Below are 25575 nucleotides of genomic sequence, written 5' to 3' on the forward strand. Positions count from 1 at the left end.
TCCGCCGACCGTCCGGAGGAATCCGCAGCCCGGACTTCCCTCCTAGCGTCGAGGAGCCACCGGAGCCGACCGGCGGACCGCGCACCGTTCGCGCGGCCACCGCGAGGAACTCCACGCCACGCCCAGGAGCGAACGTGCCATGTCCCCCCTCCCGCACAGCACCGCCCCGTCCGTCACCGCCCTCCCCCGCGCCCTGCGCGAGCTGCGCGGTCGCGACCGCGGCAACGGTCCTCTCGCCTCCCGGGCCTTCCGGCTCTTCCTGCTCTCCCAGTCCGTGGCCGGTACCGGAACCTGGGTGCAGCGCACCGCCCAGGACTGGCTGGTGCTGCAACTCACCGGGAGCGCGGCTGCGGTCGGCCTCGTGGTGACCGTGCAGTGCCTGCCCGCGCTGCTCCTCGGCCTGTGGGGCGGTTCGATCGCGGACCGCCACCGGCCCCGGCGCCTGATGGTGTGGTGCAACGCGGCAGCCGCGCTCCTGGCGCTCGCGATGACGGTCCTGGTCACCACTGGTACCGCCCGCATGTGGTCGGTGTGCGTGCTGGCCGGGGCGCTCGGCGTGATGACGGCGGTCGAGGGGCCGGCCCGACAGGCCCTCATCCCGCGCCTGGTCGCGCCCGAGCACCGCCGCGCGGCGACCGGACTGGCGACGGCGAACTTCCAGTTGGCGCGGATCCTCGGACCGGCCGCCGCGGGTCTGGTCATCGGCTGCCTCGGCACCGGTTGGGCCTTCCTGCTCTGTACGTTCACCCCCGTGCTCTGCGCGGTCGTCCTGCTCGCCCCGCGCCACGTCCAGGCTCTGGACCGGGCGCCCGGCGCTCGCGCGGACGTCCCGGCCCGGCGCCACGGGGCCCTCGTGGTCCTCGCGGCCCGTCCGCGGCTGCGGTGGACACTGGTGCTGAGCGGGCTCATGGCCCTGTTCGGGATCAACCTGCCGGTCCTCCTGCCGGCCCTGGCCACCGACGGTTTCGGCGCCGCACCGCAGTCCTTCGGCGCGCTCAGCGCCCTGCTGGCCGTCGGGTCCCTGCTCGGCGCCCTGTTGGCCGCCCGGCTGCGGACCTGCCCGTTGCGGACCCTCGCGGTCTGCGCCGCGTCGATCGGCGCCCTCCAGATCACGGCCGGTTTCGCCCCGTCGATGGCGGCCTTCGGGGCGCTGCTCGTCCCCGTCGGGATCGCCGCGCTGTGTTTCACCACCACGGCGGCGACGGCCGTGCAGATGGAGGCGGGGCCCGGGCTCCAGGGCCGGGTGGCCGGGCTGGCCATGCTGGTGACGCTGGGTTCGGCCGCCGCGGGCGCCCCGCTGGCCGGCGTGGCCGCCGAGGCCTTCGGGGCGCGCGCGGCGTTCGCCCTGGCGGGTGCCTGCTGCGTCGCCATCGCCGTCGTGGCGGCCGTGGCCGTGGTCCGTACGCGGTCCGCCGTCCGCACGGCTCCCGCGCGGGCGCGGACCCGGAGCGCCATCGCCCTGACGGCACGGCGGCCCGCGACCGCCGAGGCGTGAGGGGTCGGTCGGTGTCCCGCGCAGTGCCGTGGGAGGGGTCGGGGCCCGGTCGCTCAGGCGCCGTCCCGGTCGCCGTGGGCGGGGCGGCGGGTCTCACGGAGCAGTTGGGCGGCCAGGGCGAGCGCGGTGCCCCGGGGGGAGGAGAGGTCGAGGCCGGTCAGGGCGGTCAGCCGGGCCAGGCGTTTGTCCACGGTGTTCGGGTGGACGCCGAGGGCGGCGGCGGTTGCCCGGCGGTCCAGACGCAGTTCCAGGTGGCTGCGCAGCGTGGCCAGCAGTTCCGGGCGGTGCCCGACGGGGTCCAGCAGGCCGGCGATGCTGTCGCTGCCGGGACCGGGCCGCGAGAGGTGGAACTCCAGCAGGACGCTGTCCAGTCGGTGCACGCGGTCGGCCGGCAGACCGCTCGCGCGGGCGATCCGTACGATCTCGGCCGCGGTCCTGGCGGCTTCGGGCACCCCGGCCGGATCCGGGGCGTGCGCCGCGGCGACGTACAGCGGGGCCCCATACCCCTCGGACAGGTGCGCGGCCAGGCCTGCGGGGACGCCGGCGCACCCGGGCACCACGGCCCGCCCGGCGAGGTCCCCGCCCTCCGGCTCCTCGGCCAGCAGTGCGGTGGCCGCGGCGCCGGGGATCCGGGCGAGGGCGGTCCGCAGGCCCCGCAGCCGCCGGTGGTGGCCGACGGGCCCACCGGGTGGGGTGGGGGCGGCGGGCTCGGCTCCCAGCGCGAGGACGAGGAGCGGGCCGGTGAGGTCCACGGCGGCGTGCCGGACGTCCTCGGGGCCGAGTCCGCCGTCCAGCAGCCGGTGCGCGAGTCGCGTGCCGTCCGCCGCGCGCTCGGCGGCGAGCGCCTCCCGCTCCGCCAGGTAGCGTTCCGTCACCACCCCCACGACGTCGGTCTGGGCGCGCAGCAGCAGGTCGACGAGTTCGGCCACCGCCGCGCTCTCGCCCGGCCGGGCCTCCTCCCGGATCACCTGCCACAGGCCGTGCACGCCGAGCGCGTAGGTGCGCAGCAGCAGGTGCAGCGGGACCCCTTCCTCGGCGCGCCGGGCGGCGCGTTCCCGGAAGAGGGCGTACCCGTCCGGGTCGGCGGGCGGGTGGGCGACGCCGCGCAGGAAGAGGCGTACGCCGTGCCGGACGGTGGCCGCGATCTCCAGGTCCTTGATCTCCGGGGGCAGTTCGGCGTACCCGGGCACGCTCTCGAAGACCTCCCTGCTCAGTTTCCGGGCGAGGGAGTTGGCGCGCCCCTCGCAGCGGACGGCGAGCGTGCGGGCGGCCTCGGATACCACGTGCCCTCCAGGGGGCCGGAGATGTGACGCGTCACCCTAACCGGCCCCGCCTTGTGTGACGAGGGACGGTGTCGGGGCGCTCCCCGGGCGCCGAGACTCACGGTGCGAGCGCGGAACCGTCGTTCGCGCGTACGAGCGGAAGCAGAAGGAGAGGGTCCATGAGCGCATCCGTCGTTCCCGAGCCGTTCCCCGACGGCCCGGAGCTGCCCGACCGGTCCCCGGAGTACCTGGCCTACGCCGATCGCGTCTGGCACGGGACGGCGGGTCTGGAGGACCACCTCACCGGCGTCTGGTCCGGGGAGCGGCTGATCCGGTTGCGCGAGGAGGTGGGCTTCTGCCCGGGGTTCGCGAACTCCGTGGTGTTCGACACCGGCGACGGGCTGGTGCTGGTCGACTCGGGGGACGTGCTGTCCGCGCCGCAGCGGCACACGGCCGTACGGAACTTCTCCGCGGCCCGCGTGGCGGCGGTGGTCCTCACCCACGGTCACGTGGACCACGTGGGCGGGATCGGTCCGTTCGACGCCGAGGAGCACCGGCCGGAGGTGGTGGCGCACGAGGCCGTGGCGGCCCGTTTCGACCGCTACCGTCGCACCGACGGCTACAACTCCTGGATCAACCGGAGGCAGTTCGGAGTGCCGTGGCTGGACTGGCCCACCGAGTACCGCTACCCGGACAGCTCCTACCGGACCCGTCGCACCCTGCGGCAGGGACGTCTCACGTTCGAGCTGGTGCACGCCCGGGGCGAGACCGACGACCACACCTACGTCTGGGTGCCCGAGCTCGGGGTGCTGTGCACGGGCGACCTGTTCATCTGGAACACGCCCAACGCGGGGAACCCGCAGAAGGCGCAGCGCTATCCGGAGGAGTGGGCGGCCGCGCTGCGGGCCATGGCCGACCTGGGGGCCGAGGTCCTGCTGCCCGGTCACGGCGTGCCCATCGTCGGGGCGGGGCGGGTGCGGGAGGCGCTGACCGACACGGCCGTCCTGCTCCAGACGCTGTGCGACCGTACGCGCGAGCTGATGAACCAGGGGCTGCGCCTGGACGAGGTCGTACGGGGGGTGCGGGTCCCGGAGTCCCTGCTCGACAGGCCGTACCTGCGTCCGGCGTACGACGAGCCGGAGTTCGTCGTACGCAACCTGTGGCGCCTGTGGGGAGGCTGGTACGACCAGAACCCGGCGCACCTCAAGCCGGCGCCGGAGGCGGAGGTGGCCGTCGAGTTCGCCGGCGCGGCGGGGGGCGCGCACGTACTGGCGGCGCGGGCGGCCGAGTTGCTGGCGGACGGACGGCCGCGCCTGGCCGCGCACCTGGCGGAGACGGCGGCGCTCGCCGCGCCCGGGGACAAGGAGGTGGCCCGGGTGCGGGCCGAGGTGTACGCCCACCGGGCCGGGATCGAGACCTCGACCATGGCCCGCGGCATCTTCGCCTGGGCCGCGGCGGAGTCCTCGGCGGTGGTGGAGGGGACGGACGTGGCGACGGAGCTGGCCCGCACCCCGCAGGGTGCCGAGCGGGCGGCGGGCCGGGTCGGTGTGGGGTTGGCGGACGATCCGGCGGGGGCCGGCGCCGCCGATGCCGTCGGGGCCGGTGGTCGGGACGGCGACGCCGCGCCGTGAGGCCGGTCGGCGACGCGAGGCGGGTCGGCGACGCGAGGGAGCGGGTTCCCGACGCGTACCTCCCCGGTGCCTGGCCGACCGCCCGGCTGCTGGTGCTGTTCATGGTGGTCAACTTCGCGGACAAGGCCGTACTGGGCCTGGCCGGGCCGGAGATCATGGACGAACTCGGTCTCACCAGGAAGCAGTTCGGTTCCGCGCAGGCGGCGTTCTTCGCCCTGTTCTCCCTCTCCGCGATCGGGGTCTCCCTGCTGACCCGGCGGGTGCGCAGCTCGGTCCTGCTGCTGGCGATGGCCCTCGCCTGGTCCGCGGCGCAGCTGCCGATGCTGTGGCCGAGCGCCGGGCTGGGGGTGCTGATCGCCACCCGGGTGTTGCTCGGGGCCGCGGAGGGCCCGGCGGCCCCGGTGGCGGCGCACCACCTGTACGGGTGGTTCGCGCAGCGGGACCGCACGCTGCCCACGGCCGTGCTGCTGATCGGCGCGGCGGCGGGCGTCGCCCTGGCGGCACCCGTGTTGACCTGGGTCATCGCCGCGTGGGGGTGGCGGTGGGCCTTCGGGACCGTGGGGCTGGCCGGGATCGGTTGGGCTGTGGTGTGGGCCCTGCGGGGGCGGGAGGGACCGCTCGCTCCGCCGGTGGGGGCCGGCCCCCTTCCACCGGTCGGCGAGGCCGGCGGGTCGGGCGGCCCCGCGGCCCCGGGGGCAGACGACGGGCCGTCACCGGGCCGGATCCTCGCCTCTCCGAGCGTGCTCGCGGCGGGCTTCGCCTGCTTCGCGGTCTACTGGCAGATCAGCGCCCAGCTCACCTGGGTCCCCGACTACCTGCACACGGCCCTGGGTTGGTCCGCCGGGGCGACGGGGCTCGCGGTGGCGGCGGGTTCGCTCGCCAACGCCGCCGTGTTGCTGACGCACGGCCTGCTGGCCCGCCGCGCCGGCGCACGCGGCGCCCGGGCGGGCCTGGTGCCCGCCGGGGCGGGACCGGGTCTGCTGATGGTCGGCGCCGCCGCGGCGGTCGCCGCGTTCGTGGTCGGCCCGCCGTGGTTGAAGGTGGCGATGATGTGCGGCCCGATGGCGCTGTGCGCACCGATGATGACGGTCGGCCAGACGGTGTGTGCCCGGATCTCGCCGGCGCACCGTCGGGGACCGGTCCTCGGCGTCGTCGTCGGCGTGTCGTCCCTGGGCGGGGTGGTCTCGCCGGTGGTGCTGGGGCGGATCGTCGACGGCGCCCCCGAGGCCGTGACCGGTTACGGGCGGGCCTGGCTCCTCACCGCGCTCCTGCTCGCGCTCGCCGGAACGCTCGCCGCCCTGTTCCTGCGCCCCGAACGGGACGCGGACCGCTTGGCGGTCCCGCCCGAGGGGGCCGGCCAGTCGGCTCCACGGGTACGCGGTCGCCGCCCCGACCCGCCGGACCGACGAGGCGGCGAGGCCGGCGGCCCGGCCCACGGGGATCAGGAGCCCCCGGACGCGGCGGTCTAACTGTGCGGGGCGCCGAACAGCGGGGGCGCCGGGCGGTGGTGGGGGTCTGCGGGCGGGGTGGGGTCGCTTCCTCGGCCGCGGCGCGGGAAGCGCGTGCGGGCACGGGTCGGGGTACCGGGGGCGTCCGCCCCGGGCGCCTCGGGCCCGCCGGTGCGGGAGGGGTTCGGCTTCGACGTGTCCATGGGTCGCCTCGGTCCTCGTTCGGGGTGCGGTGCGCGCACCTCGCGGTGGGCGCCGTACGCCTCGACGGTCACCGACGCGCCCGGGGTGGCGCGTCGTCCGGCCGGTCGGTCCGGCGGACGCCGCCCGGACCGCCGGACCGACCGATGGGAGGACACGTCGGATCCGCCGCCGTGCCTAGGGTGTGCCTCCCGGCCGGCGCCGCCGCGCGGGACGTACCCCGGTGGCGCCGGCCGCGACCACCCCCGGTCCGTTCGGCCCGGGAGACGCAAGGAGCAGACCATGACGTGGGATCCCCGCGCCGTCCCGCCACAGGACGGCCGCACCGCAGTGATCACCGGGGGAAACGCCGGCATCGGCTACCACGTGGCCGAGCAACTGGCCCGCGCGGGCGCGCACGTCGTGCTCGCCGGTCGCAGCCCGGAACGCACCCGCACCGCCCTCGCCGCGCTGCGGGCGGCCGTGCCCGGCGCCCGGGCGAGCGAGGTCCGGCTCGACCTCGCGGACCTGGACTCCGTCCACCGCGCGGCCGGGCGACTGACCGCTGCGGGGCCGGTGGACCTCCTGGTGAACAACGCCGGGGTCACCGCCTCCGGGAAGCGCGCCGAGACCGCGCAGGGCTTCGAGCTGATGTTCGGCACGAACCACCTCGGGCACTTCGCGCTGACCCTCCTGCTGGTCCCCGCCCTCGGCACGGACGCGCGGGTGGTCTCCCTGGGCAGCCTCACCCACACCCGGGCCCACCTGGACTTCGACGACCTGCAGAGCCGCACCGACTACCGGTCGATGACCACCTACGGCCGGTCCAAGCTGGCGGTCCTGCTGTTCGCCGGCGAACTGGACCGCCGGCTGCGGGCGATCGGGAGCGCCGTCCGGAGCGTGGCCGCGCACCCGGGCTGGGCCGTGCAGGGTCTGACCCCGGCCCGGCCGCCTCTGTGGGAGCCCGGGGCGCTCGCCCGGGCACGCTCCGCGCCGCTGGCGCTGATCGCCCAGGGCAAGGACCGCGGCGCCTGGCCGGTGGTCCGTGCCGCCACCGACCGGGAGGCGCTCGGCGGCCAGTACTTCGGCCCGATCGGGCCGGGTTCGCTGAAGGGGCCGCCGTCGCTGCGGAGCACGGCGGAGTCGGCCCGCGACCGGGATGCCGCGACCCGTCTGTGGGCCGTGTCGGAGGAACTGACCGGCGTCCACTGGGAGGACTGACCCGACGGTGGTCCGGGCCCGGTGCGGCGGGGCCTTCGGCGGGCCGGGCCGCTCGCCGCCCGAAGGAACGCGGGGGCAGAAGCCCTCGGGGGTCAGACGCCCAGGGCGCCTTCCACCAGCAGCAGCACGCCGATGGCGACGATCACCCCGGCCATGACGGCCGCCGCGTGGGTCTCCAGCCACTCCTTGACCCGCGCCAGCGGCCCCAGGGCCCTGGGGCCGCCCACCGCGTGCAGCAGGACGGGGAAGGCGACGGTACTGGCGGCCACCGCCGTGAACACGGCCAGTGCGGCCGCCGCCCCCGCGAGGGACGGCCCGGCGGAGCCGACGGCGAGCCCGGCCGCCGCCGACAGCAGGAAGATCTTCGGGTTGGCCAGGGCCAGCAGGATGCCGAGCCGGAACGCCTTGCCCGGTCCCGCCTCGCTGAGCAGGCGCATCCACCCCGGGGCCGCCTTTCCGTGCCGGACCAGCCACTGACGGATCCCGAGCGCGACCAGGCACAGGCCCAGGCCGATCCGCGCCCAGGCCGTCCAGGGCCGGTCGTGGGAGGCGAACCCGAGGACGGAGGTCAGCGCCGCGCACAGGACGGCGGGCACGGCGACCCCGATGATCCACCCGGCGAGGAAGGCGCCGCCGGTGGGGCGGGCCCGGGGGGTGAACTGCATGAAGACGGCCGGGATCAGCGTGAACGGCGAGACGGCGATCACGAGGGCCAGGGGCAGTACCTCGCCGATCACCACGCGCCCCCGTACCGGGCCGGTCCCGGTCCCATCCCGGGTCCCGACCCCGGCTCCGGTCCCGTCGCGCCCATGGGCACCTCTCCCTTCCGGCCCGTCCGCCACCCCTGTCTCCTGTCTACCCGCATCCGCGCGGGTCCGCCCGCCGCGCCCGGGCCGCGGCGGCGCCCGATCAGCGCCATCCGTGCGCCAGCAGCGCGACGTGCGGCAGCCGCAGTTCCCCGTCCGGGGACAGGAACGGCCGACTCAGCTCGACGGCGTGCCGCACGATGCGGGAGATCTCGGCGGGGTCGGCCGCGTCCGGTGCGGGCAGGCCGGTCGCCAGCAGCCGGGCGAGCCCCTCGGACCAGGCCGCGGCGTCGATCCGGTGGTCCCAGACGACCGTCCGGCAGACGGTCCGCCGCAGCCCGGCCGCGTCCAGCAGCCGCACCATCCCGGCCGGGTCGCCCGGGTGGGCGGCGCCCGGGGGCCGCAGTCGCCCGGGGGCCGTCATCGCGACGCCGGCCGCGCGCAGGGCCCGGCCCAGCAGGGTCTGCCCGGCGGCCGGTGCCTCGGTCCAGCCGGTCAGGCCGACCCGGCCCCCGGGGCGCACGACCCGGCGCAGCTCGGCCACCACGGCCCGCGTGGGACCGGCGTGCCCGAGTACGAAGTTGCCGACGGCCGCGTCGAAGCAGGCGTCCCGGAACGGGAGCCCGGGGAGCGCCGCGATGAGCGCGTGCGCCCGGGGGGCCGCGTCCCGGGCGAGGGCGACCATGGCGGCCGAGGCGTCGACGGCCGTCACGGCCGCCCCGCGCTCGGCCGCGGCGGCGGCCACGGTGCCGGGGCCGGTGCCGACGTCCAGCACACGGGTTCCGGGGCCCACCTGGACGGCGTCGAGGAGGGATCGCACCGGTCCGGCGCACGCGGCGCCGAGGGTCCGTACGTAGAGGGCCGCGTGTTCCTCCCAGAGGTTCGCGGCGGGCTCCTGCTGTCGCGTGCCTGGCATGACCGCCCTCCGTCCGGCCGCCCGCGCCGCCCGCGTCCCACGGGGTGCGGGGCGCGGCCGGGCCGCCACCGCCAGCAGACCAGGCGGCGGCGCCCGGCGACGACGACCGACCGGAGGAACGGCGGGAGGAACCACCTCGGGGGCCGGGGCCGGAGGGCTTCGGCGGCGGGCGGACGGACGGGTCGGCTGACGGAAGGGCCGGCTGACGGAAGGGCCGGCTGACGGAAGGGCCGCCCGGTCAGCCGACGATGCCGACGATCGCCGCGTTGCTGAGGTTGGCGAGCGTCCCCGCGAGGAGGGCCAGGAGGCCCAGCCGGGCGACGTCGGCCCGGCGTTCGGGTGCCAGCGCCCCGAACGAGCCGAGCTGGATGGCGATCGATCCGAAGTTGGCGAAGCCGGCGAGGGCGAAGGTGGTGATGAGTACGGTCTTGGGTTCGAGGGAGGGGATCTCGGGGCCGAAGGAGGCGTAGGCGACGAACTCGTTGATGACCGTCTTCTGACCGAGGAGGCTGCCCACCGTCGAGGCTTCGTCCCAGGGCACCCCGATGAGCCAGGCGACCGGCGCGAAGATCCAGCCCAGGACCCGCTGGAACGTCAGGTCGTCGATGCCGAACCAGCTTCCGGCCACGCCGAGGATGCCGTTGGCCAGGGCGATGAGCGCCACGAACGCGATGAGCAGGCAGCCGACGATGACGGCGAGGCGGCCACCGCTCAGCGCGCCGCGGGCGAGCGCGTCGATGGCGTTGGCCGATTCCGTGTCCCGCACGCCGCGGATGTCGCCCTGCTGTTCGGTCTTCTCGGTCTCGGGGTAGATCGCCTTGGCGATGACGAGCATGGCGGGCGCGTTCATGACGCTCGCCGCCAGCAGGTAGGGCAGGGGCGCGCCGAGCAGCGAGTAGCCGACGAGGGTGGAACCGGCCACGGACGCGAACCCGCCGGTCATGCAGGTGAACAGTTCCGAGCGGGTGAGCCGGCGCAGGTAGGGGGCGATCAGCAGCGGCGCCTCGGATTGTCCGAGGAAGATCACCGTCGTCGCCCAGATCGACTCGACGCGGCTGGTGGCGAGGAGGCGGGAGATCAGGCCGCCGACGATCTGCACCACCCATTGGATGACGCGCAGGTAGTACAGCAGCCCGACGAGCGCGCCGAGGAAGATGATGACGGGCAGCACGCCGAGGGCGAAGGGTACGGACGAGCCCTTGGCGAGCGAGCCGAAGAGGAACTCCGTTCCCGCCGTCGTGTAGCCGATCACTTTCGCGATCAGGTCGGCGAACCAGCGCAGCGCCTCACGTCCGGGTTCCCACTTCAGCACCAGCAGGGCGAAGCCGACCTGGAGGGCGAAGCCGATGCCGAGGGTCCGCCAGTTGATGCGCCCGCGGTGGCGCGAGATGGCGTAGCACAAGCCGTAGATCACGATGAGGCCGAGCAGCCCCTGCAGCCGAGTCATCGGACGCGATCTCCCCATCGGGCCGAGGCCGGCCCCTCGTGGCCAGGCGGGCTCGTGGGCGGGCCGTACGGTGGCGGGCGCGCACCGGACGGCCGCACGGAACAGATCCGGGTGAACCCGGACGTACCGAACCTACGAGACGATCCCGCCCAGGACCGCGAGGACACGCCCGACCCCACGCCCGACCCACGCCCGGACCGGGTCGGCACCGGGTCAGGCACCGGGTCAGGCACCGGGTCAGGGGGTGGGCCGCAGCCAGCCGCGGCTGGCGGCCTGGACTCCCGCCTGGAAGCGGGTGTCGGCGTCGAGTTCCTCCAGCATGCGGGTGATCCGTCGGCGGGCGGTGTGCACGTGCACGCCGAGCCGGCGCGCGATGGACTCGTCCTTCAGGCCCGAGGCGAGCAGCCCCAGCAGTTCGCGCTGGTCGGCGGTGAGCGGGCTGCCGGCGCTGCCGACCGGGGTGGCGCGCGCCCACAGGGATTCGAAGAGCGGCAGGGCCGCCCGGTGCAGCAGGGATTCACCGAACGCCAGGGCGACCGCGTCGGCACTCTCGCCGTCGCCGTCGCGTTCGCCGTCGCAGCGCGGCGGCGGCAGCAGGCACGTGCGGCGGTCGACGAGGACGAGGCGGGTGGGCAGCCGCGCGCCGATCCGGGCCTGGAGGCCGAGTTCGGTGAGGGCGAGGAGTTCCTTGGCCCGGTCCGGGAAGTCGGCGCCGCGGCGGTCGGTGACGGTGCGTACGGTGACGCCGCGCTCCAGCAGTTCCCGGATGCGGGCCCATTGCGTCTCCGCACCCTCCTCGCGGTCGGACGCCCACGGGGTCCGGGCCATGCGGTCGAGGATCAGCACCTCGGTCTCGGCGGCGCCGAGCATGGCGTCGAGGCGGGCCTCGACGGCGTCGGCTCCGGTCAGGAACTCGACGCCCGCGGCGGGCCCGTGGGTGCGGGCCGCCTCCCCCGGGAGCCGGTCGGCCAGTCGGTCGGCGTAGGAGCGCAGGGACTCCAGGTCGGCGGACTCCTGATCGAGGAGGGCCTGTCGGCGTCGGACGAGTACGCGCAGCACGGAGGCCGGATCGGCGGCCGTGCGGATCACCGCCCCGGTGTCGCCCTGCCTGTGGTCCGGAGTCCGTTCGTGCGGGTCGGTTTCGATCATGCGGGGGATTCTGACCGCCTTCACAGAGCCCCCACAAGTGTGCATGGCCACTTCTGAGGCGGGCCCGACTCTGGTCCGCGGCCTTCCGCGGCGCTTGCATTGCGGCGACTCACAGCAACGCACCAGGCACTCATGGTTGAGGAGACCCCTTGCCCAGGTTCAGCGCAGGTTCGCCGGCACACACCCCTGCCGCACGACAGATATGGCGGAAAGAACTCCGGTCCGCCGGAGGAATAGCGGTTCTGCTCGCCGCGGCGATGACCCTGTCGGCTTCGCCGGCATGGGCCGTCGACCCCGATGTCGGCCCCTCCAACGCGGTGCCCGCCCAGGGCACCGAGACCCCGGTCCTCGTCGAGGGCATCCGCGAGGCCGTGGACGCCAAGGCCGCTCCGGCCGACGCGGCGCGCCAACACCTCGACGCGAACAAGGGCCGCTACCGGATCCCGCGGGCGGGCAGCGACCTCGTCCCCCTGTCGGCCTCCACCCGGGCCGAGGAGGAAACGGTTCGCCTCCAGCAGCGGCACCGCGGTGTCGACGTGCTCGGGGGCCAGTACGTCGTCCGCATGCAGAAGCGGGACGGCAAGCGGGTGGTGACCGGCACCTCGGGGCACTACTTCACCGCCCTGCGCACCGACGTCACCCCGCAGGTGACGCAGGACGTCGCCGTCCGTCGTGCGGTGGCCGCCACGGCCCGCCGACTGGGCACGGCCCTCGACAAGGGCGCGGCGCCGCGGTCCGAGTCCGGCGATCCGGCGGCCGGCGGCATGACGGGCGAGGCCAAGGGGCTCGTCGTCCTGCCGAAGGGCGCGGGCGTCCTCGCCTACCGGGTCACCGTGCGCGGCACCGCGCCCGGCACCGGGGCCCCGGTGGTGGACGAGGTGTACGTGGACGCCCGCTCGGGCTATCCCGCGTTGCAGTACAGCGCGCTGAAGACGCTGACGGCCCCGGCGGCCGCGACCGCCGGCACGGCGGCGGACGGGCCGGCGGCGGACGGGCCGCCGGCGGCGCCCGCGAACCTCGTGCCCGAGACGGGGTCCGGGACCAGGCTGAACGGCAGCACCGCCGCGCTGGACATCGCCTACGATCCGGCGGCCGGCAACTACCTGCTGGCGGACGCCGGACGCATGCGCGCCACCAGCAAGAGCCTGCTCGGCACGTGGGACGCCCGGGGCAGGTCGGTGTCGGAGACCGCGGGCAAGTGGCCGGCCGGCATCTCGATGTTCTCCTCCACGGGCACCGCCTTCGGCGCCGCGGCGACCGACTCGGGCGCCGTGGACGCCCACTGGAACGCGGGTCGGGTCTACGACTTCTACAAGAACGAGCTCGGCCGCGACAGCCTCGACGGCAAGGGCGGGGCCGTCAACTCCCTCGTCGGCGTGACGTACTTCGGCCTCCCCTACGCCAACGCGTTCTGGGATGGCACCAAGATGGTGTACGGCAGCGGGGACGAGGAGTTCAAGCCGATGTCGGCCGACACCGACGTCGTCGGCCACGAGATGACCCACGGGGTCATCGAGCACTCGGCGAACCTGGTCTACGCCGGCCAGTCGGGCGCCCTGAACGAGGCCCTGGCCGACTACTTCGGCAACGCGATCGACGTCACCGCGAGCGGTACGCCGATGAGCGATCCCGCCGCCGGCCTGATCGGCGAGAACCTGTGCCGCACCAAGGCGGCCGCGGAGTGCGCCCTGCGCGACCTCAACGACGGGGCCACCACCTCGAAGAGCTTCCTGGGCGTGTCGTTCGCCACCGACAACGGCGGCGTGCACCTGAACTCGACGATCTTCTCGGGCGCCCTGTGGGACATGCGCGAGGACCTCGGCACGCTGGCCGACAAGATCGTGTACAAGGCGGTCACCGAGTACATGACGCCGATCGACGGGTTCACCGAGGCCCGGGGCGCGGTGCTCGCGGCGGCCAAGGCGCTGGGCGCCACCTCCGCCCAACAGAACACGGTCAAGCGGTCGTTCAACGCCCACGGCATCGTCCCCGGGTGGGAGCAGGCCCTCGGCGTCGACTCCGACACCCTCTTCGGCAAGCTCAACACCACCGACACCGGCGTGGGCGCGGGCGGCGGCTGGTGGACGGTCTCCAAGTCCAACGACGACGGCTCCGAGCCCTACTCGGTCTACGCCGGCCGACTGGACCGCAAGGGCTCCCCGAAGGTGATCAGCCCCAACGACGGCCGCTACCACACCGCCCCGGCGACCGACGGCAAGACCGTGGTGTGGACGGCGTACGGCCCGACCTCGGTCGACGTCCTGTCCCGCCCCGTGGCGGGCGGCCCGATCAAGACCCTGCACAGCTCGGTGACCGGCGTCGCGGGCCTGCGGGTGGACAAGGGCACCGTCGTCTTCGAGGAGTACGACGTCCTCGGCGGCCGGCACGTCGCCTACCTGCGGCCCTCCGACAAGGCCCCGGTCTTCCCCGACGGGCGCAGGTGGAACACGCTGACCGCGCTCCCCTCCCTCGCCGGCGACCGGCTCGCCTACGCGAAGCTGTACCCGCAGGACGGCTCCTACCGGCTGGGCGTGGAGGTCCTGGACCTGACCACCGGACGGGCGGTCATGACCGAGCAGCTCGACGAGCCGGTGAGCCTCGGCCAGACCGGGGTCAACGACAAGAACGTCTTCTGGCTGGCGGACACCGACGCGAGCGACGGAGGCCTGACGTCGGTCCTCAGTGCCGGTCTCGACGGCCGCGGCGCCTACCTCGTCGCCAGTGAGCACAAGCCGGGCGCCGTCATCGCCTCCGACCTGACCGTCTCCCAGGAGGCGCTGACGCTCGTGGCCCGCACGCCCGACACCCGCTACCGCAACGAGTCGCTGCCCAAGCTGTGGCAGCTGACCACCGACGGCTCCCGCCGCGAGCGGGTCTCCTGCAACCGCGGCGAGCAGGGCAGCCCGGCGGCCGGCGCCGGCCGCCAGGTCGCGTGGCTCGACTCGACCACCGGTTCCACCGACCTGGTCGTCCGGGAACGACCGGCCGGCACCTGCTGATCCCGAACCCACCCGGAAGGGGCCGGCGGCCGTGCCGCCGGCCCCTTCCGGCCGTCGCTCGCGCGGGCCGGGGGTCACCGCGTCGACGTCACCGCGTGGACGTCACCGCGTCCGCGTCACTTGTCGATCTGCAGCGTCGCCATCATGCCCGCGTCCTCGTGGTTGAGGATGTGGCAGTGCAGCACGGTCTTGCCGGGGAAGTCGACGAATCGCGAGCGGATCACGATGTTGCCGCGTGCGGGGACGTCCACGGTGTCCTGTAGGCCGTAGTTGACCTGGGGCTTTCCGTTGACGCTCATGACCTGGAAGTCATTGGTGTGGACGTGGTAGGAGTGGACTTCGTCGCTGTCGTTGCGGATCGTCCATTCCTCGGTCGTGTTGAGCTTGACCCTGAAGTCGATCCGGTTGTGGTCGAACTGCTTGCCGTTGATGTAGAACTGCGTGCCGTCCGCGTTCTCCGTGAAGACGATCGTCTTGCGTCCCGCGATCGGCTCCTTGGCCAGGTCGTCGACGGGCGCGAAGGTCGTCGGAAGGGCGGCCTGCTCCACCGCGGTGCCGGTGGTCTCCACGGTCGCGAGGGTCGCCTGCGGGAACTGGTTGCCGGCCTTCCCCGAGTTGTAGGGCTGGGTGATCAGCTCCTGGGTTCCCGCCTTCCCGCCCTGCACCAGCACGTCGTAGCGTGCGCCCGCCGGGATGACGATCGAGTCGACCGGGTAGACCTTGTTCACCGGGTAACCGTCCTGCGCCACCACGTGGAAGGTGGTGCCGGGCAGCGCGACCTTGTAGAAGATGTTGGCCCCGATGTTCGCGATGCGCCACAACTGGGTCTCGCCCGGCTTGATCCGGATGCGCGGGTTCAGCTGTCCGTTGACGGTGCGGGTGGTCGGGGCGCCCATCTTCAGGTCGGCGGTCTTGATCTCGTCGCCGACGATCTGGAAGTCCTTCAGGGCGATGGCGTGCTCGGTGATCCCCCGCAGCGCCTGCGGCATGTACCGGTCGAGGCCGTCGACGACGATGAGGCCCGCCATTCCGCCCGCCGTCTGCGCGGCGGAGAGGGTGTGCGGGTGCGGGTGGTACCAATACGTGCCCGGCTCCAGCGATTTCAGGAACTGGTACTTGAAATCGAAGGTCTTGCCCGGGTCGATGCTGAGGAAGATGTTGTCGGAATTCCCGCCGGGCGATACGTGCATGCCGTGCACGTGGAGATTCGTGTACTTGTCGAGCTTGTTCTCGAAGGTGATCTCCATGCGGTCGCCGGGCTGCAGGCGCAGCGTCGGGGGCATGTAGAGACCGTTGTACGTGAGCGCCCACAGGTCCTTGCCGGCCAGCCGGACCTTCTTGCGCTCCACCACGATCCGGGTCTTGAGCAGGCCTCCCTCGCTGACCACCTCGGCGGGGTCCCGCAGGTCCTCGGTGGCCGCGGCGGTCAGCGCGGGCGACGGGGAGACCGTGGCGGCCACGGTGGGAGCGGCTTGGCCGTGGTCCGGCTGGGCCGTGCCGCAGCCGGAGGCGAGGGCCAGGGCCGCGAGGAGGGACCCGACCGCGGTCCACCTGCCGAAGGGGTGTCTGATCATCCGGACTCTCCGAAAGGAATATGGGGAACGGCGCGGCCACCGGGGCCGGTTCCGCGCCATCATGCCGCCCCCGACCGGAAAAGCCTTCCAATGACCCGCACGGCGGCGAGAGTCATCGGAAACCACCGTCACGAGGACGGTGAATTCACGGCGGTGATACGACTTTCACTCCGGTTTCACTCCGGTTTCCCTGAGGCGGTGCTTTACGGTTGCCCTCCGCCTTCGCCCCTGTTCGCGGAATCGCGCGGGTCGGGTCTCGGGCTTCAGGTCTCGCGGTCGCAGGCCGCGCAGATGCGGACGCCGCTGATCTGCGGCCACCAGGCCTCACCGGCCGCACCGGGCCGGTCGCCGGGCGCGGGCGGCATGCCCGCCGTGCTGCGCCCGCACAGGGTGACCGGGCCGGCCCGCAGCCCGCTGTCGTCGGTCTCCGCCGCGTGGACCGTCCCGACGCGGTCCCCTTCGGTCGGGCCGGCCGGGCGGTGGGGAGGCCGCGCGACGACCTCGTACACGGCCGCGTACCCGTTCACACCGGCCCCCTCTCGGGTCCGGCCCCGGCCGCCGGGTCCGGCGCCGCCGGTCCCGCTCCCCCACGCCGCAGGGCCGCGGTGAGCGCCCGTACGTCGTCGTCCATCCGGCGGAAGTGCTTCAGCACGCGCGCCTCCTCGGGAGCGGCGGCGCCCGGTTCCGGCGCGCCGCCCGGCGCGTGGGGCCGCTCCCCGTCCACCCGCCCCTCGGCCAGTGCCTCCAGGCGGTCGGCGACCGTCCGCGCCCGCTCCTCCAGCAGCGGCCGGGCCGGCGAGCGCGACCAGCTCCCCGGTGCGTCCCGGCCGGCCTCCACGGCGAGGACCCGTACGTGGTAGGCGCAGGTCTCCAGCAGGCCCAGCACGTACAGGGAGGTCCGGCGCCTGGCCCGGTGGGGGGCGACGGGGTGCATCAGCGGGGTGAGCGCGCGCTCCAGCTCCTCCACCCGGCGGTCCGCGGTGTGCGCGGCGCGGATCAGGTCGTCCGGGGAGGGCTCCGCGTCCGGGACGACCAGTCGGCGGGCGGTCGCGGTGACGGCCTCGGCCAGCGCCTTCAGCGCGTCGCCGAGCAGCACGTCGGTACGTCGCCCCGTCGCCCGGGGCAGGACGAGGACGGCGGCGGCCACCCCGCAGAGCACGCCGAACGTGGTCTCGGCGATCCGGATCAGCAGCAGGCCGTCCGTGTAGCTGCCGAGCAGGTCGGAGAGCAGGGCGATCATCAGGGTGATGAAGAAGGTCGCCGCGGTGTAGGACAGGGCCGCCGTGTAGGCCATGCCGAAGACGCAGACGAGGGTGAGGACGAAGGCGGGCCAGGGCCGGCCGGCGAGGGCGGAGGCGACGAACAGGCCGACGAGCGCTCCCGCGAGCGTCCCGGCCACCCTGCGGGACCCCTTGAGCGCGATCTCGCCGGTGGAGGAGGTGTTGAAGAAGACCATCCAGCAGGCGAGCACCGACCAGTACCAGTGATCGGCGGAGATCAGCTGCCCGCCGGCGGTCGCGAGGGTGGCGCCGCAGGCCACCTGGACGGCCGCGCGGGTGGTCGGCCTGCGCAGGCCCCCCGGCTCGGGTGGGGACGGCGCGCGGGGCGGTGGTGGGGCGGGTGGGGTGGGTGGGGTGGGTGGGGTGGTCTCGGGCGTGGGGTCCCGACGGAAGGCCTCGTGGAGCCCGGCCGCGGCCTGCTCGAAGTCCGTCAGGGCGCGGTGGGCGTCGGCCAGGGCCGCGGCGGCGACCGTGACGGGGGCGGGTGCGGGTGCGGGGCGTGCGGCGGGGGCGGGGGCCGCGCCCGAGGCCACGAGCTCCGGGAGCGCGCGCAGCCGTGCCGCCAGGGACGCGCCGCCGGCCCGGGCGCCGGCGTCAACGGTGGGCGCCCCGGTGACGGGCAGGTGCAGGCGGTGGGCGAAGTCCTGCGGGGAGGTCCCCCCGTCCTGCCCGAGCCGCAGCAGCATCACCGCGAGCCGTTCGGCCCGTACGTCCGTCTCGGTCATCCGGGTCCGCACCGGCGCGGCGACCTCGGGGGCTGCGCAGGCCTCGACGGCGTCCTGGAGCATCAGCGCGCACGTGTGCAGCCTGCGCAGCCGGCGCCGCAGCGCCGCGATCCGCCCGGCGCGGTCACGGTCGCGCCCGGGAGAGTCGCCACCGTCGGCGAGCGCCGCCAGCGCCCCGGTCACGTCCGCGAGGCAGGCCCGCACGGAACGGCGCAGCCGGACGAAGGAGCGCGCCGGGGAGGTCCGCAGCAGCGCGAACCGCACGACGGCGCCGCAGGCGAAGGCCACTGCCAGGGCCGCCCACAGCCGGGGCAGCCCCTCCGCGGGCAGGGGCACGAACTGCATGACGAAGTACATCTGGAAGGCGTTCATGCCCAGGGCGGTCCCCCGGGGCCCGTAGCGGCGGACGTACACCGTCACGAACAGCAGCGCCACGAAGAAGGTCCCCGACACGACCGGATACGGCGCGAGGAGGACGGCCGCCGTGGCCGACAGCAGTGCGGCGGGCAGTCCGAGGGCGTGGGTGACGGCCTGCTCCGCCTCCCTCGGCCCGGTCAGCACCATCGACCACACCAGCGCGGAGGAGCCGGCGGCGACCAGGTACGGGGTGTCGAAGCCCAGGGCCCACAGCACGGCCAGGGCCAGGCAGATCGCACCGACGGTGTGGGCGGCCCCGACCAGCCGGACCAGCCCCGGGTCGGTTGCGTCGAGCAGGTCCCGGACGGCGCGCGGCGCACCGCGTACCGGGCCTGCTCCGTCCCTGCCGGCGTCCACCTCCCCAGTGAACCCCGTTCCCGTGGTCCGGGCGCGCGGAGCCGGGCGGAGCCCTGCGGGACCGCGTGGGACGGCGTGGGCGCAGGAAAAAGGCCGGCTGGTCGCCGGCCCGGTGGAGCGTGGAGCGCAGGTACGTTTCCGGAATGTGCTGTGGGGGTCTACTCACGGATTGGTCACCGCCGGTCCGCATGCCCGGTGAGCGGTTGCCGTCACAGCCGCGCATGCTCCCCATGTCGCGGACTTTCCGGATGCTGTCCCTGCTGTTCTGTTGGTCTTCCCTGTGCACACGTCCGACACTACGGATCCCCGAGGGCCCTGTGATCCTCCGACCGGGATGTGACGGGGGCCACGCGCCGTTCGTCCGATCGGACCTCCACGGGCCGTCGCGCCGGCCCCCTCCCCCCGGCCGGGGGGTGTCATCCGTCCGGTCCCCCGCGCGGGACGAGGAGCCCCGCCCGGGCCAGTGCCGCCAGCACGGCGCCCGCCCGGGCGGGATGGGCCCCGGCCTCGACGGCCGCCGCCAGGGCGGTCCGGGTGCCGTCGCACAGCGCGAGCAGGTCCCGGGTGCCGGGGTCGAGCCGGAACGCGCGCACGGGCTCGCGCCACACCCGTTGCAGGGCCACGGTGACCGGGAGGCGCGGGACCCGTGCCGGGGCGTCGGGGGCGGTCACGTCGTGGGTGTGGGAGACGACCAGGACGTTCGCCGGTACGACGGGGACCCCGTACTCGATCCAGGTCCCGGCGGGGTCGCTCGGCGGCCGGCCCTCGGTCTCGTGCCGGTAGCGGGCCGCCTCGGAGGCGATCTCGTCGCGGCGCAGGCGGAAGCGTTCCAGTTCGAACCGGCCGAACTCCGCCAGCCCCTCCGGGATCCGGCCCGCCGCGTGCTCCAGGAAGGCCTCCGCGGCCCGTTCGGCGCCGACCGGGTCGTCCGGATGCGGCGGGCGCACGACATCGTTCAAATAGGCTTCCAGCACGTCACGATGACGGACCGTCACCTCGTCGACGGTCTCCGGCATGGCCTGGGCCACCACCAGCCGGTGCTTCGCGGCGACGTCCTGGGCCACCCGGGCGTACGCGTCGTCCGGGACACGGGTGAGGAGGGCCAGCTCCTCCTCGCTCAGGTCGAAGCGGGCGCGCACCCCCTCGGGGTCGTCGTGCAGTTCGCCGGCGCTCAGCGGGCCTGCGGCGAGCAGGGCCGCGAGCGCGTCGAGCACCGTCATCGGGCCGCCCTCCCCAGGCCGGGCGCGGCGGCCGCCGCTCCTGGCCGCGCCGGCCCGGGGCCCCACCCCGCGGTGTCGCGGGCCCGGGCGATCTCGGCGGTGATCTCCGAGAAGTCCTCGGGGAAGTCCTGGTCCCGTTCGAGCAGGGTGGCCTTGATGTCGGTGCGGGCGGACAGTTCGGCCAGCAGGGCCCACACCCGTTCGGGCACGGGCGCGCTGTGGGTGTCACGGGCCGTGCCGTCCGGTTCCTGCGTACCGCCGGCGAGGTGGACCTGGACGACGCGCTCCAGCGGGATCGTGTCGAGGAAGTCGCCGACGTCGTAGTGGTGGTTGCGGGAGTTGATGTCGAGGTTGGTGAGGTCCAGGAGCAGTCCGCACGCGCAGTGCTCCATCACCTCGGCGATGAACCGGGCCTCCGTCAGGGGGTTGGGCAGGTCGATGTGGTAGGTGATGTTCTCCAGGATCAGCGGCACGCCCACCTCGTCCTGCACCCACTGGGCGCGGCGCGCGACGTCCCGAGCGACGGCGCGGCTGCGCGGCAGCGGTGTGAGCGTGCCGACGGAGACGCCGTCGGTCCTGGTGAAACAGAGGTGGTCGCTGAACCAGGGCGCGCCGATCTCCTCGACGAGCCCGGCGAGCGCGGCGACGTAGTGCGGGTCGGGGGGTTGCGGGGAGCCGAGGGACAGTTCGAGGCCGTGGGGCACCAGCGGATGGCCGCGGCGCAGCTCCCGCAGGGCCTCGCGGGTGTCCGGAGGTGCGAACAGGTAGTGCTCCGTGATGACTTCCAGCCAGTCGACGGCGTCCCCCGACGCGGCGATCCCGTCGGCCAGTTCCCTGCGGTATCCGAGCCCGGAACCGAGGTGCGGCAGGTGTGCGGACATGGTCTCTCCTCGGACGGCGGTCGCGGGTCGGTCGGCGGTCGCGGCCGTTCCCGCTGCGGTCCCTCCCGACGCTAGGGACGGGGCCGCCCGCAGACCGTCCTGCGAACGGTCGATCCCGTGGCCGTATCCGCCGGAGCCGATGTTGGAACCGGATCCGGAACCGGTGCCGGTGCCCCCGACGCCTCCGACCCGTGCGTCAGGGGCGGCGGGAGCCGTGACATGGGGCGTCCGGGCCGTGCCACGGGGTGGGGCGGGGAGATTCGTCCGCGACGCCCCCTGCGCCGCGGGGGGGCGCGGTTCGTCCGGCCGGACCTCCGATCGCAGGACAGTTCCGGGCCCGACCTCTTCCTAGCGTGGTGGCTGTCGTCGCACGGCGCACCACCCCAGCACCGCACGACGGCCCCGCACGGACACCCGCCGCCGACGGCCGAGCCAAACGAACCGCCTCCGGCCCGTGCGCCCACCGACGGGAAGATCCGCGGCCACCCCGGGACCCGGGGCCCGCCCCACACGATCGGGAGTTCCCATGACACGCACCAGCAGCACCACCACCGCGACCGCCACCCGCTCGTTCGGCTTCGAACAGCTGCCCGCGGCGGTCGAAGGACCCGCGGCCGCCTGTCAGCAGTCCTGCGTCGACTGCCTCACGGTCACCCCGGACAGCGAGGCCCGGACCCGCCGTACGCGGACCGCGCCCCGGTCGCGCCGGTAGCCCGCAGCGGTCGACGACCACCCCATTCGAAAGGATCGACACGATGTCCCGTACCTCTCCTTCTCCCGCGCCCGTTCGGTCGCGGGGCACCGGTCCCGCGGCGGAGCTGGGCTTCGCGGCGGCTCCCTGGGCCACCCGGCGGCACGCCGACCCGATGATGCGCTGCATCTCCTGCGCGGGTCCCCCGCCGCCCCCGCCGTCCTGCAGCACGCGGGTGCGTCACTGAACGGCTGATCGGCCGCGGGAGGCCGGGTCCCGGACCAGGACCCGGCCTCCCTCCCTTCGTGTCCGCCCCCGCCGGCGCGCGACCGACCCTCCCGAGGAGCCCACCGTGACCACCACAGCCCCCGCGTCCCCGCGTCCGTCGCCGATCCCGGTTCCCGCGCCACCGCCCCCGGGCAGGTCCGAGCCACCGCCGGCCGTCGAGGCGCGCGGCCTGCGCAAGACCTACGGTCACGTCGAGGCCGTGCGCGGAGTGGACCTCAGCGTGCGGCCCGGCGAGATCTACGGGTTCCTCGGGCCCAACGGGGCCGGCAAGTCGACGACCATCGGGATGCTGTGCACCCTGGTGGAGCCGAGCGCCGGCACCGCGACCGTCGCGGGGCACGACGTCGTACGGGAACGCGACGAGACCCGTCGGCAGATCGGCCTGGTCTTCCAGGAGTCCACCCTGGACTCGCAGCTGACCGTCGAACGCAACCTCCGCTTCCACGGCCGGATGTACGGGATGCCGCGCTCCGCGCTCGCCCCGCGCGTCGACCACGTCCTGGAGCTGGTGGGACTCGCCGAGCGGCGTCGCAGCAAGGTCAAGGAGCTGTCCGGCGGCATGCGGCGGCGCGTGGAGATCGCGCGCGGCCTGCTGCACGCGCCGCGGGTGCTGTTCCTCGACGAGCCCACCGTCGGGCTGGACCCGCAGACGCGCCGTCACCTGTGGGACTGCATACGCGAACTGCGCCGCACCGAGGGCGTCACCGTCTTCATGACCACCCACTACCTCGACGAGGCGGAGGTCTGCGACCGGATCGCCATCATGGACAAGGGCGTCGTCGTGGCCCTGGGCACCCCGGCCGAGCTGAAGGCCCGCACGGGGGCCGACGTGGTCCGGTTCACCACCACGGACGCGCGGGCCGCCATCGCGGCCCTGCGCACGCGGTTCGGACTGTCCGCCCGCGCCGAGGCCCGCGGCGCGGTCGTGGTGCGCGTCCCGGACGGGGCGGCCTTCCTGCCCCGCCTCGCCTGCGGACTGGGCGTACCGGTCCGGTCGATGGAGGTGTCCCGGCCGACGCTCGACGACGTGTTCCTGTCCTGGACCGGGCGTCCCGGCGAGGAACCCGCCGACGAGGGCGGGGCCCGTACCGAGCGGGCCGCCTGGGCCGCGCGCGCCAGGGGCTCCCGATGAGCGCCGTCGGCCTGCTGCCGGGGGCCGCTCCCCCGGTCGCGTTCACCCGTCGGCCCGTCACCGGCCCGCGCGCGCAGCTGCGCGCCGTGTGCGTGGTGTGGCACCGCGACCTGCTGCGGCTGCTGGCCGAACCGGTCCGGGTGGTCACCGCGCTGCTCCAGCCGATGCTGTTCCTGTTCGCCCTGGGCGGCGGGCTGGGCTCGCTGACCCGGTCCGCGTACGGGGTCCCGTACCAGACCTTCGTCTACGCGGGCGCGCTCGCCATGCCGGTGGTCTTCGCTTCCATCGGGTCGGCTTCGTCGATCGTGTGGGACCGGGAGTTCGGCTTCCTGCGGGAGATGCTGGTCGCCCCCGTGAGCCGGACGGCGGTGGTGGCGGGCAAGTGCCTGGGCGGGATGACCACGGGGCTGTTCCAGGGCACGCTCGTGCTGGCGCTCGCCGGCGCGGTGGGCGTCCCGTACGACCTGCCGCTGATGCTCACCCTGCTCGCCTACATGGCGCTGCTGGCCTTCGCCTTCTCGTGCTTCGGGGTGCTGGTGGCGGCGCGGATGCGGTCGGTGCAGTCGTTCATGGCGCTGACCCAGATGGTGGTGCAGCCGCTGTTCTTCCTGTCCGGGGCGCTGTTCCCGCTGTCCCGGCTGCCGGGCTGGCTGTCCGTCGCCACCCGGTTCGACCCGCTGACGTACGCGGTGGACCCGATCCGTCGGGCGGTCCTCGGCGCGGTGGGGGCTACGGCGGCGGCTCCGGGGGTGACGTGGGGCGGCTACACGGTGCCGGTGTGGCTGGAGTTGCTGTTGGTCCTCGCCTCGGGCGCCTGCATGCTGTCGGTGGCCTCCCGGGCGTTCCGCCGCGGCTGACGGCCGGCCCGCAGCCGCGCGCGGGCGCCGACCAGGGGGGCGGGGGGCCGACCAGGGGGGCGGGGGGGGTCAGGCGGGGCGGCGGGGGCGGTGGAACGCCAGGCGCAGGCCGCTGGCGAGTACCCACAGGACCAGGGGCCAGATCGCGATCCGTTCGAATCCGCCCTGGAAGGCGTGGGCCTTCAGGCCGACGCCGAAGCAGGCGCCGGCCGCCAGGCCGAGGGAACCGACCGTCCGGCCGCACCAACTCCACCAGCGCGGCAGGGCTCCGGTGTCCGACAGCAGCGGCCCCAGCACGGTCACGGCCAGATTCCCGCAGAGCAGGGCGACGAAGGCTCCCACGTAGTGGGGCACCGGCCTGACGTCGTACGGGCTGGCCGCGACCAGAACCGTGCCCGCCGCGGCCGGCAGCACCAGGGCGACCGCCAGGGAACGGCGGCGCCCCGCACGCAGCAGCGGGCGGACGAGCAGCACGCCGGCGCCCACGCCGAGTCCGGCCAGGGCCCAGGAGAGGTTCACGGTCGTGGACATCGGTGAGCACGTCCACCGCCCCCGCACGGTGCCGCAGTCTGCGGCGCCGAGCATCGACACCATGTCGCGGGCCAGGTCCAGGGAGTGCAACCGCACGGAGGCGACGGCGCTCACCACCGCGGTCTGGACGGCGGAGGTCACCCAGACGAAGCCGCCGATGCGGGCGGCCACGTGCCGTCGGTGTGGGGTCGGGGGCGTCGCCGGGGGCAGTGTCGTCATGCCCTCCACGCTCCGCGAGCGACCACTCCGGCCGCGTCCGGCGAACGATCGATCCGCGTGCCGCCGCGGATTCGTCGTTCCCGGAACCGATCGGACGACAGGACCGGCGCACGTGGAAGGGCCCGGTGCCGGGTGGCACCGGGCCCTTCGACGACCGGTGGGGTCTCAGGCCTTGAACACCGTGGACGGAAGTCCGAGCACGGTGGACGGGACGCCGAGCACGGTGTTCGGAAGGCCGAGCACGGTGTTCGGCAGCGGGCCCTCGGCGAGCGAGACGGCCTTCTCGGTCGCCGGAAGGCTGATCTCCTTCTCGGTGGTCGGGAGACGCATCTGCTTCTCGGTGCTCGGGAGACGCATCTGCTTCTCGGTGCTCGGGAGGCTGATGTGCTTCGTGCCTCCTTGGAGTTCGACGCCCGACGCCCGCGCCGTCGTGGTGGCCGGAGACGCGGTGGCGGCCTGGGCGGTGAAGGCGGTTCCCGTCAGGACGACAGCGCCGGTGGTCAGGACGGCGGTGGTGAGAGCACGGGGCTTGCGCATGATCTGTTCCTCCAAAGGTGGGGGACCCTCGGCGCCGTGCCGGGTCGCGGCAGGTCCCGTAGGGGTGAGGGGTTCCTCGGGCACCGATGCCTCCAGTGAAGGCGCGGGCCGCCCGCCGCGGTGTCGTCCGACCGGACGACCGCCGGGACGACGAGCCTCGCGCGGCGTGCCCGCGTGGACGGAGTCGGGCGCTTCGTCCCGGGTGACGGCCGAACGGATGACCGGGCGGGCGCCGGACCCTGCCTAGCGTGGCCGTACCGCGGCGCACCCCCGCCGCCCTTCGACGCCCTCGCGGCCCGTGAGGAAGCGGTC

At 74.7% G+C, this 25575-nt stretch carries 20 protein-coding genes; 8 read left to right on the top strand and 12 right to left on the bottom strand.

Annotated elements, in window-relative coordinates; all coding sequences use genetic code 11:
* Positions 1-139 precede the first annotated feature (139 nt).
* On the top strand, positions 140-1495 hold the full coding sequence (locus tag ACZ6ZI_RS23630) for an MFS transporter (protein ID WP_469523966.1): 1356 nt from the start codon (positions 140-142) through the stop codon (positions 1493-1495).
* A 53-nt stretch (positions 1496-1548) separates the two neighbouring features.
* On the opposite strand, the gene ACZ6ZI_RS23635 is transcribed toward ACZ6ZI_RS23630, so the two are convergent.
* Positions 1549-2778 (bottom strand): PucR family transcriptional regulator, encoded by a 1230-nt coding sequence (locus tag ACZ6ZI_RS23635; protein ID WP_469523967.1) that lies wholly within the window; start codon positions 2776-2778, stop codon positions 1549-1551.
* A 158-nt stretch (positions 2779-2936) separates the two neighbouring features.
* On the opposite strand from ACZ6ZI_RS23635, the gene ACZ6ZI_RS23640 reads away from it, so the two are divergent.
* The 3 genes from ACZ6ZI_RS23640 to ACZ6ZI_RS23650 all read left to right on the top strand — a co-directional run bounded on the left by ACZ6ZI_RS23640 (position 2937) and on the right by ACZ6ZI_RS23650 (position 7237).
* Positions 2937-4388, top strand: a complete 1452-nt coding sequence (locus tag ACZ6ZI_RS23640) for an alkyl sulfatase dimerization domain-containing protein (RefSeq protein ID WP_469523968.1) — start codon at positions 2937-2939, stop codon at positions 4386-4388.
* The gene (locus ACZ6ZI_RS23645; RefSeq protein ID WP_469523969.1) at positions 4385-5857 is read left to right on the top strand and encodes an MFS transporter; all 1473 of its coding nucleotides are present in this window, start codon (positions 4385-4387) and stop codon (positions 5855-5857) included. Before ACZ6ZI_RS23640 ends, ACZ6ZI_RS23645 begins: the two co-directional genes overlap by 4 nt.
* 462 nt (positions 5858-6319) lie before the next feature.
* Positions 6320-7237: an oxidoreductase gene (locus tag ACZ6ZI_RS23650; protein WP_469523970.1), complete on the top strand. Its 918-nt coding sequence runs from the start codon at positions 6320-6322 to the stop codon at positions 7235-7237.
* 92 nt (positions 7238-7329) lie between these two features.
* Here the strand turns inward: ACZ6ZI_RS23650 and ACZ6ZI_RS23655 are convergent, their stop codons facing one another.
* The 4 genes from ACZ6ZI_RS23655 to ACZ6ZI_RS23670 all read right to left on the bottom strand — a co-directional run bounded on the left by ACZ6ZI_RS23655 (position 7330) and on the right by ACZ6ZI_RS23670 (position 11555).
* Positions 7330-7974, bottom strand: a complete 645-nt coding sequence (locus ACZ6ZI_RS23655; protein WP_469523971.1) for a GAP family protein — start codon at positions 7972-7974, stop codon at positions 7330-7332.
* Between the two features lie 172 nt (positions 7975-8146).
* Positions 8147-8959 (bottom strand): class I SAM-dependent methyltransferase, encoded by an 813-nt coding sequence (locus ACZ6ZI_RS23660; RefSeq protein ID WP_469523972.1) that lies wholly within the window; start codon positions 8957-8959, stop codon positions 8147-8149.
* 238 nt (positions 8960-9197) lie between these two features.
* A complete protein-coding gene (locus ACZ6ZI_RS23665; protein WP_469523974.1) occupies positions 9198-10406 on the bottom strand; it encodes a NupC/NupG family nucleoside CNT transporter in 1209 nt (402 codons plus the stop codon).
* A 237-nt stretch (positions 10407-10643) separates the two neighbouring features.
* A complete protein-coding gene (locus ACZ6ZI_RS23670; RefSeq protein ID WP_469523975.1) occupies positions 10644-11555 on the bottom strand; it encodes a helix-turn-helix transcriptional regulator in 912 nt (303 codons plus the stop codon).
* Between the two features lie 257 nt (positions 11556-11812).
* Here ACZ6ZI_RS23670 and ACZ6ZI_RS23675 point away from each other — a divergent pair, with 257 nt between their 5' ends.
* Entirely contained in the window at positions 11813-14554 is a 2742-nt protein-coding gene (locus ACZ6ZI_RS23675) for a M4 family metallopeptidase (protein ID WP_469523976.1), read from the top strand.
* Between the two features lie 116 nt (positions 14555-14670).
* On the opposite strand, the gene ACZ6ZI_RS23680 is transcribed toward ACZ6ZI_RS23675, so the two are convergent.
* From ACZ6ZI_RS23680 to ACZ6ZI_RS23700, 5 genes are all read right to left on the bottom strand, one after another.
* Positions 14671-16128, bottom strand: coding sequence for a multicopper oxidase family protein (locus ACZ6ZI_RS23680; protein ID WP_469523977.1), 1458 nt, complete (start codon positions 16126-16128; stop codon positions 14671-14673).
* A gap of 263 nt (positions 16129-16391) precedes the next feature.
* Positions 16392-16655: a hypothetical protein gene (locus ACZ6ZI_RS23685; protein WP_469523979.1), complete on the bottom strand. Its 264-nt coding sequence runs from the start codon at positions 16653-16655 to the stop codon at positions 16392-16394.
* Positions 16652-18907: an FUSC family protein gene (locus ACZ6ZI_RS23690; protein WP_469523981.1), complete on the bottom strand. Its 2256-nt coding sequence runs from the start codon at positions 18905-18907 to the stop codon at positions 16652-16654. The genes ACZ6ZI_RS23685 and ACZ6ZI_RS23690 overlap by 4 nt, the downstream gene beginning before the upstream one ends.
* A gap of 416 nt (positions 18908-19323) precedes the next feature.
* On the bottom strand, positions 19324-20127 hold the full coding sequence (locus tag ACZ6ZI_RS23695; protein WP_469523983.1) for a hypothetical protein: 804 nt from the start codon (positions 20125-20127) through the stop codon (positions 19324-19326).
* Positions 20124-21008 carry an MbnB/TglH/ChrH family RiPP precursor modification enzyme gene (locus ACZ6ZI_RS23700; protein WP_469523985.1) on the bottom strand — a complete coding sequence of 295 codons (885 nt, stop codon included), beginning with the start codon at positions 21006-21008 and terminating at the stop codon, positions 20124-20126. The genes ACZ6ZI_RS23695 and ACZ6ZI_RS23700 overlap by 4 nt, the downstream gene beginning before the upstream one ends.
* Positions 21009-21534: 526 nt before the next feature.
* On the opposite strand from ACZ6ZI_RS23700, the gene ACZ6ZI_RS23705 reads away from it, so the two are divergent.
* The 3 genes from ACZ6ZI_RS23705 (at position 21535) to ACZ6ZI_RS23715 (ending at position 23976) form a co-directional block, all read left to right on the top strand.
* Positions 21535-21720 (top strand): hypothetical protein, encoded by a 186-nt coding sequence (locus tag ACZ6ZI_RS23705; protein WP_469523986.1) that lies wholly within the window; start codon positions 21535-21537, stop codon positions 21718-21720.
* A gap of 331 nt (positions 21721-22051) precedes the next feature.
* On the top strand, positions 22052-23119 hold the full coding sequence (locus ACZ6ZI_RS23710; protein ID WP_469523988.1) for an ABC transporter ATP-binding protein: 1068 nt from the start codon (positions 22052-22054) through the stop codon (positions 23117-23119).
* Entirely contained in the window at positions 23116-23976 is an 861-nt protein-coding gene (locus tag ACZ6ZI_RS23715; RefSeq protein WP_469523989.1) for an ABC transporter permease, read from the top strand. Before ACZ6ZI_RS23710 ends, ACZ6ZI_RS23715 begins: the two co-directional genes overlap by 4 nt.
* 69 nt (positions 23977-24045) lie before the next feature.
* On the opposite strand, the gene ACZ6ZI_RS23720 is transcribed toward ACZ6ZI_RS23715, so the two are convergent.
* Both ACZ6ZI_RS23720 and ACZ6ZI_RS23725 read right to left on the bottom strand, forming a co-directional pair.
* Positions 24046-24726, bottom strand: a complete 681-nt coding sequence (locus ACZ6ZI_RS23720; protein ID WP_469523991.1) for a hypothetical protein — start codon at positions 24724-24726, stop codon at positions 24046-24048.
* Between the two features lie 165 nt (positions 24727-24891).
* Positions 24892-25263 (bottom strand): hypothetical protein, encoded by a 372-nt coding sequence (locus ACZ6ZI_RS23725; protein ID WP_469523993.1) that lies wholly within the window; start codon positions 25261-25263, stop codon positions 24892-24894.
* Between the last annotated feature and the right edge of the window lie 312 nt (positions 25264-25575).

The sequence above is a fragment of the Streptomyces sp. NPDC103540 genome, assembly GCF_055584445.1.